The following is a 15,545-nucleotide window of genomic DNA, read 5'->3' as shown; positions in this document are numbered from 1 at the left end:
CCTCGCAGCATCGGATCAGGTGTAAAAGGAGAAAGCCATGTCAGCCCATGCCCATGTTGCACCCGTCGATTACGCCGCGCTGGACGACCACGCGCTGGTGGCGCAGGTCCGCGACGGCCATCGCGAGGCGTTCCGCCACATCATGCAGCGCTGCAACCAGCGGCTGTTCCGCGTCGCGCGTGCGGTGATTGGCGAGGATTCGGAAGCGGAAGACGTGCTGCAGGAATCGTATATGCGTGCCTATCACAAGCTGGATTCGTTCCGTGGCGACTCGACGTTGCTGACCTGGCTGACCAGCATCGTGCTGAACGAGGCGCGCGGCCGGCTGCGCAAGCGCCACACCATGGTCGGCCTGGAGCAGGTCGACGCGGCGGCGGACGATACCCACCAGATCATCCAGTTCCCCTCGAAATTCGGCAGCGAGGATCCGGCGGTGTCCGCCGCCCGCGCACAGATCCGCCACCTGCTCGAACACGCCATTGACGAACTGCCCGAATCATTCCGCACCGTCTACATGATGCGCGAAGTCGAGGAATGCTCGGTCGAGGAGACCGCCAGCCTGCTGGCGATCAAGCCGGAGACGGTGAAGACCCGCCTGCACCGCGCGCGCCGGCTATTGCGCACGTCGCTGCAGGGCACCCTGGCCGCGACCATGAGCGAGGCGTTCCCGTTCATGGGCCAGCGCTGCGCCCGCGTCGCCGACGCGGTGATGGCGCGGCTGGAGGCCGAAACGGCGTAAGGCGTCTTTCAAGCGGCACGCTGGCGCCGCAGCCAGTTCGCCGCCAGCAGCAGCCACGCCAGGATCAGCGCGATCACCAGCCGCTGTTCCAGCCCGCGCGGCATGCCGTGCCACAGCGCATCCACCCAGATCCCCGCGAAGCAGGCCAGCGCCAGCGCGAACGCCGGCGCGAAGCGCGAACGCCAGCGCGGGTTGGCGCGCAGCCACCACGACTGCAACAGCATCGCCACGCTGACGCACAGGAACGCCGTCTGTGCCGCGATGCCGTGCACGAAGCCTTCCAGCGTGGGCGCGCGGCCGGGCAGGTTACTGTGCGCCAGCGCGGTCGCGCACAGGCCGACGCCGGCGCAGACGAACAGCAACCATGGCGCCGCGCTGCGGCGTCCGTCCCGCAACGCAAGGTAGTAACCCGCGCCAAGCGCGGCCAGCGCCGACGCCAGCACGATGTATGCCGCCTGCAGCCAGTGGCCGTAGGCATCCAGCAGGTAGAAGCTGAGCGGGGCGTCCATCCAGTCCAGGTCGCTGCGCAGTACCTGCACGGCCACGGCGACGATGCTGAAGACCAGCAGGCCGGCCAGCGCGATGTTGCCGAGCGCGCGGCTGGTCGAGGCGTTGGGATGCGCGGACGGATCTGGGTTGTCCATGGACCTCACCTGGTGGCGGTTGAGTCGCTCGCGTGGAGATGGCGGCGGCGCGGTCAGCGGGGCGCCGCTGCATCTGGCGAACGGATCCGCTGCAGGCGGTCGGCCAGCGTGGCGCGCGACAACTCGCCGATGTGCATGTCGCGCAGGCGACCGTCGGTATCGAGGAACAAGGTGGTCGGGTAGCCGCGGGCGTTGTAGTGGTTCGACAGCTGCAGGTTGCCGTCGATCAGCACGTTGTCCAGCGCCAGCCGCTGCACCTGCATGAACTGCTTCACCGCGGCCGCCGATTCGCCCTGGTCGGCGAACACGAAGCGGATCTGCGGCATCGCCCGCTGCGCCTCGGCCAGCACCGGCATCTCGCGCCGGCACGGACCGCACCAGGTCGCCCACAGGTTGATCACGGTGGGCTGGCCGCGCAGCTTTTCCAGGGCCACGTCGCGGCCGTCCAGGTCGCTCAGCAGCAGGGCCGGCAAGCCGGGATGGGTGGTCGTGCTCAGCTTGTACGCGACCAGTCCGGCGAACGCCCATGCCGCGATGCCGACGGTCACACCGGCAGCCAGCGGTCGACGCAGTGATGGCTTGCGCCAGCCGATCAGCAACGCCGCCACGACCAGCCCGAGCGCACCGGCGATCGGATCGAAACCGCCGTCGCGGATGTTCAGCATGCTGCTCGGCTGCTGCACGTACTGCGGCCACCAGCCGGTTACGTAAGCGGCACGCGCGCCGAGCAGGCCGAGGCCGAGCGTCAGGTACAACGCATTGCCGGCGTCGGCGTAGCCGCGCCTGGCCAGAAAGCCGGCGGTGGCGAGCGCGGCAATGATGCCGAACAGCAGCGCCAGCAGGGCCGACGAGAGGGCCAGCGGTCCGATATTCAAGTGTTTCCATCCTTGCCGGTGAGGACTCGCGCCGATGGCGCGAACATATGCAAGGGGGAACCTTACCCGGTATCGCGCGGCCAGGCCGTCGTCAGTCCGCCCGGCGCAAGCCGGCTGCCTCGCGCGCCAGCAACTCGATGCCGGCCCAGTCGCCGGCGGCGAGCTTGTCGGCGGGAGTGAGCCAGGAGCCGCCGACGCAGAGCACGTTCGGCAGGGCGAGGAAGTCGGGTGCGCTGCTCAGGCTGATGCCGCCGGTGGGGCAGAAGCGGATCTGCGGCAGCGGGCTGGCCCAGGCGCCGAGCAGCTTGGTGCCGCCGGCCGGCACCGCGGGGAAAAACTTCAGGTGGCGATAGCCGCGTTCGAGCAGGGCCATCGCCTCGCTGGCGGTGGCCACGCCGGGCAGCAGCGGCAGTTCGCTGTCGTCGGCCGCGTCGAGCAGGCGCGGCGAGGTGCCGGGCGACACGGCGAAGCGGGCGCCGGCCTGCAGCGCGGCCTGCAGGTCGCGCGCGGTGAGCGCGGTGCCGCAGCCGACGACGGCGCCTTCCACCTCGGCGGCGATCGCACGGATCGCCTCCAGTGCGGCGCTCGTGCGCAGGGTGACCTCGATCGTCGGAATGCCGCCGGCGACCAGCGCGCGCGCCATCGGCACCGCGGCCTTCGCGTCGTCGATGATCACCACCGGGATCACCGGCGCCAGCCGCATGAGGGTTTCGACTTGCTGCTGCTTCTGTTCGATGAGGCTGGTCACGTGAGGCTCCGTCTTTTTGGCTCCTCCCCCTGCGCGCAGGGGGAGGCTGGGAGGGGTTGCTCGGGCTGGCGGTGAGATCAAGAGCACCCCACCCCGACCCTCCCCTGCACAGCAGGGGAGGGAGTAGAGCTACAGCACGCCGGCGCCGAGATCGGCGTTGGCGGCGGCCTGGCGGAACAGCCCGAACAGTTCGCGGCCCATGCCGCTGTGTTCGCGGGAAAGGTCGGCGACATGTGGCAGGCGCGCGTCCAGTTCGTGTGCTTCGAGCAGGACGTCCAGACGTCCATTCGCCGCATCCAGCCGGATCATGTCGCCGTCGCGGATCTTCGCGATGTTGCCGCCGGCGACCGCCTCGGGCGTGACGTGGATCGCCGCCGGCACGCGGCCGGAGGCGCCGGACATGCGCCCGTCGGTGAGCAGGGCGATGCGGTGGCCGCGATCCTGCAGCAGCGCCAGCGTGGGGGTGAGCTTGTGCAGCTCGGGCATGCCGTTCGCGCGCGGGCCCTGGAAGCGCACCACCGCCACGAAGTCGCGATTCAGCTCGCCGCGCTTGAATGCGCCGGCCACCTCGTCCTGATCGTCGAACACGATCGCTGGCGCCTCGATCAGCAGGCGATCGTCCGGCACGGAGGAGACCTTGATCACCGCGCGGCCGAGGTTGCCCTCGAGCATGCGCAGGCCGCCGTCGGCGCGGAACGGTTCGTCGGTGCCGCGCAGCACGCCGCGGTTGCCGCTCTGCTTCGATACGGGCTGCCAGTGCAGCGTGTCGGCGTCGTCGAGATGCGGGATTTGCGCATAGCCTTCCAGGCCGGTGCCGAAGATGGTCTGCACGTCGCCGTGCAGCAGGCCGGCACCGAGCAGCTGGTCGATCAGGAAGGCCATGCCGCCGGCGGCGTGGAACTGATTCACGTCGGCGTAGCCGTTCGGGTACACGCGCGCCAGCAGCGGGATCACGCCGGACAGCGCGTCGAAGTCGTCCCAGCGCAGCGCGATGCCGGCCGCATGCGCGATCGCCACCAGGTGCAGCAGGTGGTTGGTGGAGCCGCCGGTGGCGTGCAGGCCGATCACGCCGTTGATGATCGCGCGCTCGTCGATGATGTGGCCGAGCGGCAGGAAGGCGTCGCCCAGCGCGCTGTGCGCGGCGACGCGGCGCACCACCTCGGCGGTGAGCGCGTCGCGCAGCGGCGTGTCCGGCGCGGTGAAGCTGGCGCCGGGCAGGTGCAGGCCCATGATCTCCATCAGCATCTGGTTGGAGTTGGCGGTGCCGTAGAAGGTGCAGGTGCCGGCGGTGTGGTACGAGGCCGCTTCGGCTTCCAGCAGCTCGGCCTTGCTCGCCTTGCCGTCGGCATAGGCCTGGCGCACCTTCGACTTCTGCTCGTTCGGGATGCCGCTGGGCATCGGCCCCGACGGCACGAACGCGCCGGGAAGATGGCCGAAGCTCAAGGCACCGATCAGCAGGCCGGGCACGATCTTGTCGCAGATGCCGAGGAACAGCGCGCCGTCGAACATGTCGTGCGACAGCGCCACCGCGGTGGCCATCGCCACCAGGTCGCGCGAGAACAGCGACAGCTGCATGCCGGGTCGGCCTTGCGTGATGCCGTCGCACATCGCCGGCACGCCGCCGGCGACCTGGGCGGTGAAGCCGGCGTCGCGCGCGACCTGGCGGATCAACGACGGATAACGCTCGTACGGCTGGTGCGCCGACAGCATGTCGTTGTAGGCGGTGACGATGGCGAGGTTGGCGCGCCGGCCGCTGCGCAGCGCGGCTTTGTCCTCGCTGCCGCAGGCGGCGAAGCCGTGCGCCAGGTTGCCGCAGGACAGGTGCTCGCGCTGCGGCCCGCTGCGGTCGATCGCGTCGATCCGCCTGAGGTAGGCCGCGCGGGTCTCGCGGCTGCGCTCGCGCAGGCGTTCGGTGACTTCGGCGACAACGGGGTGCAGCGTGGTCATGATTCAAATCCAGAAGTGAGTGGAGAGGAGCGAGAAGTGAGCGGGGGCGCAAGTGGTCGGTGCATTCCTCTCACCTCTCACTCCTCGTCGCTCGCTTCTCGCCTTCATGGGCACCAGTACACCGCCACCGGCACGCGTTGCTGGGTCAGCACCGCGCGCACCGGGTAGTCCCGTGCGGCGCCGAGGCCGAGCCGCGCGTCGGCAAGCAGGTCGCGTTTCTTCTCGCCGGCCACCAGCAGGTACAGCGCGCGCGTTTCCAGCAGCGTCGGCAGGCTCAGCGTGATGCGCGGTTCGCCAGCGCCGGGCGCATGCATCGGCAGCACACGGGCGCGGCCGTCCAGATCCAGTGCCTCGGCCAGGTGGTCGCCGCCGGGGAAGAACGAGGCGGTGTGGCCGTCGTCGCCCATGCCCAGCACCACGGCGTCGAACGGCAGCGGCAGCGCGTCGATGCGCGCGTTGGCGCTGGCCCGCCCGGTTTCGGGGGTGGCGTCGCCGGTGTACAGCGGAATGAACTGCGCAGCGCCGGCGGCGTGCTGCAGCAGCAGCGACTTCACCAGCCGTGCATTCGAACGTTCGTCGGTGTCCGCCACCCAGCGTTCGTCGACCAGGGTCACCTGGACCCTGGCCCAATCGAGTTTCTCGCGCGACAGGCGGGCGAAGAAATCCTTCGGCGTGCTGCCGCCGGAAACCGCCAGCACGGCGTGGCCGCGTTCGGCCAATCCGCTGCGCAGGCGTTCGGCGACGCGTTCGGCCAATGCCATGGCCTGCGCGCGGCAATCGGTGAAGCTGTGCGTGGTGACGTTCAGATGGGTGGTCATGGCAGCTGTCGCGACGGGTCAGGTGTGGCCGCGCGCATCGTGGGGAAGGGAGCGCCAGTCTGCCGCACGCAACGGCGCGGTCGGGTGAAGCGCCGGTAAACGCGGCCTACTCACTGTCCTCGTTCCAGGTGCGGCCATCGCGCTCGATCAGCGCCACGGCGGCGCTCGGGCCCCAGCTGCCGGCGGTGTATGGCCGCGGCGCCTCGCCGCTGTCGGCCCAGGCGGCCAGGATCGGGCCGGCCCAGCGCCATGCCGCTTCCACTTCGTCGCGGCGCATGAACAGGGTGGGGTTGCCGCGCACCACGTCGAGCAGCAGGCGTTCGTACGCATCCGGCTGCTGCACGCCGAACGCCTCGGCGAAGCTCATGTCCAGCGGCACATGGCGCAGGCGCAGGCCGCCGGGGCCGGGGTGCTTGATGGTCAGCCACAGTTTCACGCCTTCGTCCGGCTGCAGCCGCAGCACCAGCCGGTTTTGCGACAAGGTGCCGGCGTCGGGGCTGAAGATCGAGTGCGGCACCGGCTTGAAGGTCACCACGATCTCCGACACCCGGCTCGGCAGCCGCTTGCCGGTGCGCAGGTAGAACGGCACGCCGGCCCAGCGCCAGTTCGCGATCTCCGCCTTCAGCGCCACGAAGGTCTCGGTGTTCGACTTGCTGTTGCCCAGCTCATCCGGATAGCCCGGCACGCTGGCGCCCTCGGCCACGCCGGCGCGGTACTGGCCGCGCACGGTGAGTTGGGCGGCATTGCTGTCGTCGATGGGCTTCAGCGAGTGCAGCACCTTCAGTTTCTCGTCGCGTACCGCGTCGGGCGCCAGCGACGACGGCGGCTCCATCGCCACCATGCACAGCAGCTGCAGCATGTGGTTCTGCACCATGTCGCGCAGCGCGCCGGCACGGTCGTAGTAGGCGCCGCGATGGCCGACGCCGAGGGTTTCGGCCACGGTGATCTGCACGTGGTCGATGTGCCCGGCGTTCCACAGCGGCTCGAACAGCGCGTTGCCGAAGCGCAGCACCAGCAGGTTCTGCACGGTCTCCTTGCCGAGGTAGTGGTCGATGCGGAAGGTCTGCGATTCGTTGAAGACCTTGCCGACCGCATCGTTGATCTGGTTCGCGCTGGCCAGGTCGCGCCCGATCGGTTTCTCCAGCACCACCCGCGAGGCGCCTTCGTTGAGCTTGTACTGGCCCAGCCGGTTGCAGATGTCGACGAACAGTTCCGGCGAAGTGGACAGGTAGAACACGCGGATATGGTCGGGCCGGTTGCCGATGAGGGCGGCGAAATCGTCCCAGCCCTCGTCCTTGCGCGCGTCCAGCGGGCGGTAGAACACCTGCTGCAGGAACACGTCGAGCTGCGCCGCCGCGCACACGCCGATCAGCGCTTCACGCAGCTGCGCGCGGTAGCCGTCGTCGTCCAGCGCCTCGCGGGCGATGCCGACGATGCGGCTGCTGGCCGGGATCTGGCCGTCGAGGAAGCGGTGGAACAGGGCCGGCAGAAGCTTGCGCACGGCGAGATCGCCGGTGCCGCCGAAGATCACCAGGTCGAACGGTTCGACCGATTGGGAGGAAGCAGTCACGCGAACACCTCAGACGATGCCGAATGGCGGGCAGGGCCGGATGGCGCGATACCCGGGTTTTGTCGATGGTACCAGTGAAATACCAGATCGACTACGGGTCTGCATACGAATTCATCGACAGCCCCACGACCTCATTCCCCATACGCAAGCAGGGCAGCGACCTCGGGCTGCCGGGGATGCCTGACCCTGCTTGCACGGGGAGACGACAAGACAAGTCGTTCCGTGGCGCCTCGCCTTTCCGGATGCCGGCCCGGGCACGACTTTCGAGCGGGGCCAGAGGCGGGCTTGCGGCCAGTGGTTCGCTATTGGTATCGTTCGCCGCATGGAAGCTGCCCTCGCCAACGAATACCGCCGGATCTGCCGCGATCCGGCCACGCATCAGCCGCTGGCCTACCTGCGCCTGCGCCGGGCGATCCGCAACATCGTCGAGCACCGCGACATCGAGCCGGGCCAGGCGCTGCCCAGCGAGCGCGACCTGTCGCAGGCGCTGAAGCTGTCGCGGGTGACGGTGCGCAAGGCGATCGCCGGCCTGGTCGAGGAAGGCCTGCTGACCCAGCGCCATGGCGCCGGCACCTTCATCGCCGAGCGCATCGTCAAGCCGATGTCGCGGCTGACCAGCTTCACCGAGGACCTGCGCGAGCGCGGCCTGTCGCCGCGTTCCGAGTTTTTCGAGCGCGGCATCGGCGAGGTGACGCCGGAGGAATCGATGGCGCTGAACCTGTCGCCCGGCTCGCTGGTGGTGCGCCTGCACCGCGTGCGCTACGGCCAGGACGAACCGCTGGCGATCGAGCGCAGCGTGGTGCCGGCCAGCGTGCTGCCCGATCCGCTGCTGGTGCACGACTCGCTGTACGAGGCGCTGGAGAAGCTCAACGCGCGCCCGCGCCGTGCACTGCAGCGGCTGCGCGCGGTATCGCTGAACGCGCAGCAGGCGCGGCTGCTGCACGTCAACGTGGGCAGTGCGGGGCTGAGCATCGAGCGGCGCAGTTTTCTGGACGACGGCCGCGTGGTCGAGTTCACCTGTTCCTGGTATCGCGGCGACATCTACGATTTCGTCGCCGAACTGCAGACCGACTGAAGGATCGATATGGACCCCCGCGACACCTTGATGTACCAGGAGGCGCACGAGTCTGCCGCGGTGGTCGCGCGCCAGTTCGCCGCGAACGAGGCGGTGGTGAGTGCGCTGGCGCGGGAGCTGCGCGCGCAGCCGCCGCGCTTCATCGTCACCTGCGCGCGCGGCAGCTCCGACCACGCCGCGGCGTATGCGAAGTACGTGTTCGAGACCCAGCTGGGCATCGCCACCGCGTCGGCGTCGCCGTCGGTCACCTCGGTCTATGCGGCCGAGCAGCAGTGGCAGGGCGCGCTGTTCATCGCGATCTCGCAATCGGGCAAGAGTCCCGACCTGTTGCGCAATGCGCAGGCGGCGAAGATCGCCGGTGCGCGCGTGGTGGCACTGGTGAATGTCGAGGATTCGCCGCTGGCGGCGCTGGCCGACACGGTGATCCCGCTGCACGCGGGGTCGGAGCGCAGCGTGGCGGCGACCAAGAGCTACATCGCCGCGCTGGCCGCGGTGCTGCACCTGTGCGCGCGCTGGCGCGGCGACGTCGAGCTGGGCGCCGCTCTGCAGGCGCTGCCGGATGCGCTGCGCAGCGGCTGGGATGCGGACTGGTCGGCGCTGAGCGAAGGCCTCGTCCATGCACACAACCTGTTCGTGGTCGGTCGCGGCTACGGCCTCGGCATCGCGCTGGAGGCGGCGCTGAAGTTCAAGGAAACCTGCGGCCTGCACGCCGAGGCGTTCAGTGCCGCCGAGGTGAAGCATGGCCCGATGGCCCTGGTTGGTCCCGACTTCCCGGTGCTGTGCTTCGCCCAGGACGACGACACCCTGGCCGGCACGCTGGCCGTGGCCGACGAGTTCCGCGGCCGCGGCGCACAGGTGTTCGTGGCCGCACCCGGCCGCCACGGCAGCGGCATGCTGCCGGTGCCGAGCGGGTTGCCTGCGCTATGCACGCCGCTGCTGATCATCCAGAGCTTCTATCGCGCCGCCAGTGCCTTGTCGCTACGCCGTGGCTTCAACCCCGACGTGCCGCCGCACCTCAACAAGGTGACCGAGACGGTCTAGGGAATCGCCATGACTACCGCCCTCACCCACGCCCGCGTGCTCGCCGCCGACGGCTGGCACGACGATCTTGCCGTGCTGCTGGAGGGCGAGCGCATCGTCGACCTGCTGCCGCCTGACGATCCGCGCGTGCGTGACGCGCATCAGCACGACCTGCACGGCGCGATGCTCGTGCCCGGCTTCATCGACGTGCAGGTCAACGGCGGCGGTGGCGTGCTGTTCAACGAGGCGCCCACGGTGGAAACGTTGCGCCGGATCGGCGCCGCGCATCGGCGCTTCGGCACCACCGGCTTCCTGCCGACCCTGATCAGCGACCGCGTGGAGGTGATGCGCGCGGCGCTGGCCGCGGTGGAGCAGGCGCTGGCCGAGGGCGTGCCGGGCGTGCTCGGCATCCACCTGGAAGGCCCGTACCTGGCGGCGGCACGCAAGGGCGTGCACGACCCGAAATACTTCCACGCGCCGGGCAGCGACGAGCTGGCGCTGCTGTGCGCGTCGCACCGCGGCGTGCGCCTGCTCACGCTGGCGCCGGACCAGGTGCCGCTGGCCAGCATCGGTGCGCTGGCCGGCGCCGGGCTGATCGTCTGCGCCGGGCACACCGCAGCCGATTACGAGACGATCCGGGCCGCGCTCGCGGCCGGGGTGCGCGGCTTCACCCACCTGTTCAACGCGATGACCCCGTTCGGCAGCCGCGAGCCGGGCGTGGTCGGCGCCGCGCTGGAGGATGCCGACAGCTGGTGCGGCATCATCGTCGACGGCCATCACGTGCATCCGGCCAGCCTGCGCGTGGCGATCGCCGCCAAGCCGCGCGGCAAGATGCTGCTGGTCACCGACGCGATGCCGCCGGTCGGCGCGGATCGTCCCGACTACGTGCTCAATGGCGAAACGATCGTCGTGCGAGACGGCGTCTGCCAGACCGCGCAAGGCGTGCTGGCCGGCTCCGCGCTGGACATGGCCAGCGCGGTGCGCAATGCGGTGCAGCTGCTTGGCTTGCCGCTGGAGGAAGCGGTACGCATGGCCAGCACCTACCCGGCCGAGTTCCTCGGTCTCGGCGAAAGCCACGGCCGCATCGCCCCGGGCTATCGCGCCGACCTGGTGGTGCTTGATGACGACTACGTTGTTCTGCGAAGTTGGATAGGCGGAAGCCCGGAATAGAACGCCATTACGCGGTGCAAAGCCCGAATAGGCGCCGGGTGCAAATTCCCTCCCGCGTCGCTCGCAGAATGTTCAGTCGACGCTCACGCCATAGCCAGCAAGTGCTTGCTGCAGCGGACTCAACTGGGCTGTGTAGCGGCGCCACTGACCAAGGGTGTGGGAGTGAATCGCTTCGCGAACCTGGACACTGCTGGGAGTTGCCACGGGCGCGACGTTGCGCTCTGGATGCAGGCAGCTCTCTTCCATTTCCAGCCCGCAGTGGAGCAATACCTGATGAAGGGTCGTTGCTGGGTCAGTGACCAGCGAAGTATATGAAACGTCGAGCATGACGCTTGGCAAGATGGTCCGCCAATGGTTCGTCAGGCGTACATACTCACCGTAATAGTGCGCAAGGGCATGCTGATCGTAGCAATAGGAGGATGCCATGCCGAACATCACTTTGAGATTGGACCAGCAAACATCCATCGGATCGCGCGTCAGGTGCAGTATCCGCGCCTGCGGCAATGCGCGTCGGATGAACGGCACCATTCGCACGTTGATGGGTAGCTTGTCGATGTAGTACTTGTGCCCCTGTGCCCGCCATTGGGTTTGCTTCAGGTAGCGAGCGCCTAGCTCGGCGAAGTCCACCTCTTCACAGCGGCTGATAGCCGCCAACATGCCTTCCGTGCCCCCGGGCGCAACGTCGGTCACCCAATGGAACTGCCGCTGGAAATCCAGGATCTCACCAGCGGAAACCACGTCCGAGTGACCGGAAAGCATATGGTCGAGCAAAGTCGTTCCCGAGCGGGGCATTCCAACGATGAAAATGGGAATCGGGCCATCGAACCGAGGTACTTGGGTGGCTGTAACCGGAGCGAGCACGTCGGCGCCATGGATCAACGCCTCGGTCAGCGCACTCTCGCCTGCTCTGTCATAGGGATTTATCTCACGCATCAGTACATTGCTGCGCTCCAGTGCAGCCCATGCTTCCTCCTGATGACCCAGGTCGTCATGTACCTTGAAGATCGCCGATTCGAATTCGGCGCGGGCAAACCTGTCGCGGATAGTGATACTGTCCGTCGCCATACCGGCCAGTGAGCCACGAAAGAGTTCAAGATGATTTGACTCCAACGTCTGCTTGCGCAGATTGGCGAGAATGACTGCCGAGTCGCCATGGCGTGGCCAGCGCTGCAGGCATGCCAGCAACACGCTCTCGGCCTCGGCTATCCTGCCCGTGAACTGGTGCAGCATGGCATTGAGATAGTATTCGCTGCTTGTCGTGACACCCAGCGCCACGGCCCGATCCATCGATGTTCGCGCTGCGGATATCTCCCCGAGCATCCAGTGCAGATGAGCCTGCTCGCTGAGCACTTCTGCCGGAGGGTCGGGCGCGCGTTGGAGGTGTGCCAGGCACGCGCGCGCGCCCTGGATTTCGCCATTGATCGACAGATGCCATGCCAGATGGATGATTGTCGGGGCGTCGTTAGGCAGCATCGGCACCGCCTGCAGCAGCTGCGAAGTGGCAGCGCGCATGCGACCTTGTTGGAGAATCACGGCGGCAAGCTCGATACGTAACGGAACGTTTTGCGGCTCACTCTGCAAGAGTGATTCGAGTGCTTTCTGCGCCGCTGTCCACTGCTTGCTGTCAATGAACTCTCGGATTTGTCGAAAAAACGTGGCGCTCGAGACGGAGGTATGGGTGACGTTCATGGGTGTTCCCGGAGGCTGCTCGAATCGACGAATGTAATCCCCAGGCAATCAGATTGCGGCATCGGTTCCAGCAATGGGTGATCGCGGTTCTCCGGTTCAGTGCCATTGCCCATACTGCGGGGTGGCAACGATCCGTGTTGTGGTAGTGGACTCGGTGGCCACATTAAAAAGCCACCGACCCGAAGGTCGGTGGCTTGGTTAGGCCACTTGCAGCCGCTGTCAGCTATCAGTAGTCGTACTGGACCGACAGACGCACCGTGCGCGGCGGCTGCCAATAGATCCCGTCGCCGTAGCTGTTGTTGACGAAGACGGTATTGACACCATCGAATGCACTTTCACCCGCTGCGTCCGTCTGGATCGGCCGCTGCTGGTTCAGTGCGTTGATCACGTCCAGGTTGAAGCCCAGCTTGTGATCGGCAAACGCCGGCGCGTAGTGCACGCCGAGGTTGACCTGCTCGGTCCACGGGGTGTGGCCAGCCTTGCCCGGCGGGATGCGAACACCATGGCACCAGTGGTAGTTGCCGCTGCCGCCGTTGTTGTAGCCGGTCGGGTCGCCGACGCCATCGGTGCCGTAGTAACCCAGGCATTCCTTCGGCGTACCGGACTGGGCCAACAGCGTGCCGGAGACCAGCCATTCAGGGGTGATCTGGTAGGCGCCGCGGAATCGGATCTGGTGCTTGCGTACATTGGCCAGATCGCCGTCCTGGCCGTCCATCAGCTGCCAGCTGTCCCAGTCCTCGGTCTTGGATACGTCGCCCTGGCCGAAGTCGGAGCGCACCTGGCCCTCGGTGTTGCCGAAGCCGCGGCTCCAGGTGTAATCGAGGCGAGCCATCCACTTGCCGTCGAACGGATGCTCCAGGTACAGGTTCAGCGAGCCGATCTTGCGCCGGACGCTATTGATGTAGCCCCAGTCCTTCTGGGTCATCGACACGGTCATGCTGCTGCTGGTGGCGTTCTGCGAGGTCACCAGCATGGTGTTGGTCAGGCCGGGGTTGATCAGGCGGCAGTAGGAGGCGCCGTACAGTGAATTGTAGTAGTCGGCATCAGGATTGTTGGGGTCGACCTTGGCGGGGTCCACGCCCATGGCGATCATCTTGTTGGCGATCTGCCCCGGCTGGCACTCGTCGTCGATCGCCGTCTTCAGGTCGCGCCACATGGCCTTGGCGCCATAGGTCCACTCGTCGTTGAGCTTCTTGTCGAAGCCGGCGATGAACTCATCCACGTACTCCGGCTTCAGGTTGCGCGCGGTGACCTGCTGCGGGTCCTTGGGCAGGCCGTATTCGCCATCCGGCGACGTGGGATCGGCCAGTGGTGCCACGCCCGTCGGCACGCCGTTCGCGTCGATGCCGGTATAGGTGAAGTACTGGGTGAGGTAGGTCGACCGGTTCGCCGCACGCTCGGCCGCGTTGTCCGGCAGCGCGAGGTAGTAGCGGCCCACGTTGCCGTAGATCTTGAACGAGGAGTCGCCATTCACGTCCCAGCTGGCGCCGATGCGGGGCTCCCACTGGTTCTTCTCGTCGACGAACGCCTTGCCCACGTCGTTGTAGTTGGTGAAATGGTCGTTGCGGATACCGATGTTCAGCAGCACGTTGGAACTGACCTGCCAGTCATCCTGCAGGTAGTAGGCCTTCTGGGTCATCGTCATACTGGTGGCCCAGCCGATGGTGCGCTTCTGCACGCGGCCGTTGGGGTACGTGGTGGAGACAGGTGCGTAGCGCCAGTAGTAGTTCACCGCCGGGTTGAACGGATTCTGGTTGTCCGGGCCCTGGTTCTTGGCCCCGTAGCTCATGTTGTCGATACCGACGGCGAGGTCGTGATCGCCCAGCTTGTAGTCGAAGTCGACGCGCAGGCCGTGGGTGCTGTTGCTCGCCTTCGGCGAGGTCCAGGTGGTATTGCCCTGGGCGTTGACGATGCCGTTCGGCCCCGTACCCGGCGGCAGGAAGGCCGGGTTCTGGTTGTAGGGGCGCGAGATGAACGGCAGCGGGCTGGTGTTGCCGTAGACGACCGGATCCTGGAAGTGGGCCTTGCCGTACAGGATGCTCAGCGTGGCCGAGTCGGTGATGTAGCTGGTGAAGTGGCCCAGGTAGAACTGCGCGTTGTCCTTGGTCACATCGTTGTTGTTGGAGAATGCCCCGGACTTCAGCGTGCTGTTGTCGAATTGATAAGTCTTGCCCGCACCGTTGGACTGGTTCTGTTTCAGCGCCGTCAGTTCCAGGACGTTGCTGTCGGTGATGTTCCAGTCCAGCTTGCCGTAGAACTTGGTGTTCTTGTCACGCAGATACTGGACCTTCTGGTTGGCCGCCGATTCCACGTTGGTGATCTGGTCCTTGGTGGTCTCGGCTGCCAGGAACATGAACAGCTTGTCCTGGATCAGCGGACCGCCGACGTAGGCGGAGTAGGTTGTTTCCCACTGCTTATTGTCGTTGCGGTACTGGTTGAGCGTACCCGGCTTGCTTGGATCTTCCAGCTGGTAATGCGTGTAGCCATCCGGGCTGTTCGGGTTGACCACGTCCGCCGGAATCGCCGGATTGCCATAGCGGTTGTTGACCGGGGTTGCCTCGAGGAATCGCGGCTGCCAGACCACCTGGGCACCGAAGTGCCATTCGTTGGTGCCGCGCTTGCCGAGCTGGTTGATCACGCCACCGTCGGAGCGACCGTACTTGGCGCTGTAGCCGCCGGTCAGGGTTTCCTGCTGGTCGATCGCACCATAGGGCAGCGCAAAGCCGCCCAGGTTCTTGTACGGCTCGCCGGTGTTGTAGCCGTTCACGTAGTAGGCGTTCTCGGACACGCTCGAGCCGCCGAAGGCGACTGCGTTGCCGAAGAAGCCGCTGCCCTTCACCGTACCCGGAGCGAGGAGAGCGATGGATTCCGCGTTGCGGCTGATCGGCAGTTTCCGCAGGTCGGCGGCGGTGATGACCGTGCTCGAACTGACGCTGGAGACGTCGATGGCAGGCAGCGCATTGGCCGAGACGGTCACCGCGCTCAGCGACGTCGTTTCGGCGCTGAACGTGACGGCAGTGCCGGCGCCGGGCGCCAAGGACACCTTGCGCGAATCAACGACGGCGCCGTCCTTCTTGAGCGTGACCGTATAGACGCCGACCGGCACGTTGCTGATCTGGAAACGCCCCGAGCTGTCGACAGCCACCTCGCGCGTCAGGCCAGACGCGTTGCTGGCGCTGACGGTTTCGCCCGCGGCTGCCGGCGCCTGGCCGAATATGGAACCCGTGGTGGACTGTGCCATGGCGACACC

General features: G+C 67.2%; 12 protein-coding genes. 4 read left to right on the top strand and 8 right to left on the bottom strand.

Annotated elements, in window-relative coordinates:
* The first annotated feature begins 37 nt into the window (after nucleotides 1-37).
* The gene (locus ABIE04_RS08015) at nucleotides 38-739 is read left to right on the top strand and encodes an RNA polymerase sigma factor (protein WP_354548429.1); all 702 of its coding nucleotides are present in this window, start codon (nucleotides 38-40) and stop codon (nucleotides 737-739) included.
* Between the two features lie 8 nt (nucleotides 740-747).
* On the opposite strand, the gene ABIE04_RS08010 is transcribed toward ABIE04_RS08015, so the two are convergent.
* From ABIE04_RS08010 to zwf, 6 genes are all read right to left on the bottom strand, one after another.
* Nucleotides 748-1,383, bottom strand: a complete 636-nt coding sequence (locus tag ABIE04_RS08010) for a DUF998 domain-containing protein (protein WP_354548427.1) — start codon at nucleotides 1,381-1,383, stop codon at nucleotides 748-750.
* Between the two features lie 53 nt (nucleotides 1,384-1,436).
* On the bottom strand, nucleotides 1,437-2,258 hold the full coding sequence (locus ABIE04_RS08005; protein WP_354548425.1) for a TlpA family protein disulfide reductase: 822 nt from the start codon (nucleotides 2,256-2,258) through the stop codon (nucleotides 1,437-1,439).
* 91 nt (nucleotides 2,259-2,349) lie between these two features.
* Entirely contained in the window at nucleotides 2,350-3,006 is a 657-nt protein-coding gene (locus tag ABIE04_RS08000) for a bifunctional 4-hydroxy-2-oxoglutarate aldolase/2-dehydro-3-deoxy-phosphogluconate aldolase (protein WP_354548423.1), read from the bottom strand.
* 129 nt (nucleotides 3,007-3,135) lie between these two features.
* On the bottom strand, nucleotides 3,136-4,953 hold the full coding sequence (edd, locus tag ABIE04_RS07995) for a phosphogluconate dehydratase (RefSeq protein ID WP_354548421.1): 1,818 nt from the start codon (nucleotides 4,951-4,953) through the stop codon (nucleotides 3,136-3,138).
* Between the two features lie 104 nt (nucleotides 4,954-5,057).
* Nucleotides 5,058-5,771 carry a 6-phosphogluconolactonase gene (gene pgl, locus ABIE04_RS07990; protein ID WP_354548419.1) on the bottom strand — a complete coding sequence of 238 codons (714 nt, stop codon included), beginning with the start codon at nucleotides 5,769-5,771 and terminating at the stop codon, nucleotides 5,058-5,060.
* A gap of 106 nt (nucleotides 5,772-5,877) precedes the next feature.
* The gene (gene zwf, locus ABIE04_RS07985; RefSeq protein ID WP_354548417.1) at nucleotides 5,878-7,341 is read right to left on the bottom strand and encodes a glucose-6-phosphate dehydrogenase; all 1,464 of its coding nucleotides are present in this window, start codon (nucleotides 7,339-7,341) and stop codon (nucleotides 5,878-5,880) included.
* Between the two features lie 322 nt (nucleotides 7,342-7,663).
* Here zwf and ABIE04_RS07980 point away from each other — a divergent pair, with 322 nt between their 5' ends.
* The 3 genes from ABIE04_RS07980 to nagA are packed head-to-tail and all read left to right on the top strand — an operon-like array spanning nucleotide 7,664 to nucleotide 10,606.
* Complete coding sequence (locus tag ABIE04_RS07980) at nucleotides 7,664-8,416, top strand: GntR family transcriptional regulator (protein ID WP_354548415.1); 753 nt, start codon at nucleotides 7,664-7,666, stop codon at nucleotides 8,414-8,416.
* A gap of 9 nt (nucleotides 8,417-8,425) precedes the next feature.
* Nucleotides 8,426-9,457, top strand: a complete 1,032-nt coding sequence (locus tag ABIE04_RS07975; protein WP_354548412.1) for an SIS domain-containing protein — start codon at nucleotides 8,426-8,428, stop codon at nucleotides 9,455-9,457.
* A 9-nt stretch (nucleotides 9,458-9,466) separates the two neighbouring features.
* Nucleotides 9,467-10,606, top strand: a complete 1,140-nt coding sequence (nagA, locus tag ABIE04_RS07970; RefSeq protein WP_354548410.1) for an N-acetylglucosamine-6-phosphate deacetylase — start codon at nucleotides 9,467-9,469, stop codon at nucleotides 10,604-10,606.
* Nucleotides 10,607-10,678: 72 nt separating this feature from the next.
* Here nagA and ABIE04_RS07965 read toward each other — a convergent pair whose 3' ends face one another.
* Nucleotides 10,679-12,295 carry a tetratricopeptide repeat-containing sulfotransferase family protein gene (locus tag ABIE04_RS07965; RefSeq protein WP_354548407.1) on the bottom strand — a complete coding sequence of 539 codons (1,617 nt, stop codon included), beginning with the start codon at nucleotides 12,293-12,295 and terminating at the stop codon, nucleotides 10,679-10,681.
* 226 nt (nucleotides 12,296-12,521) lie between these two features.
* Nucleotides 12,522-15,536 carry a TonB-dependent receptor gene (locus ABIE04_RS07960; protein WP_354548405.1) on the bottom strand — a complete coding sequence of 1,005 codons (3,015 nt, stop codon included), beginning with the start codon at nucleotides 15,534-15,536 and terminating at the stop codon, nucleotides 12,522-12,524.
* Nucleotides 15,537-15,545: the final 9 nt, after the last annotated feature.

It is taken from the genome of Rhodanobacter soli, assembly GCF_040548735.1.
In the GTDB taxonomy this organism is placed as follows: Bacteria; Pseudomonadota; Gammaproteobacteria; order Xanthomonadales; family Rhodanobacteraceae; genus Rhodanobacter; species Rhodanobacter soli_A.
This window is presented reverse-complemented; position numbering and strand designations above follow the sequence as displayed.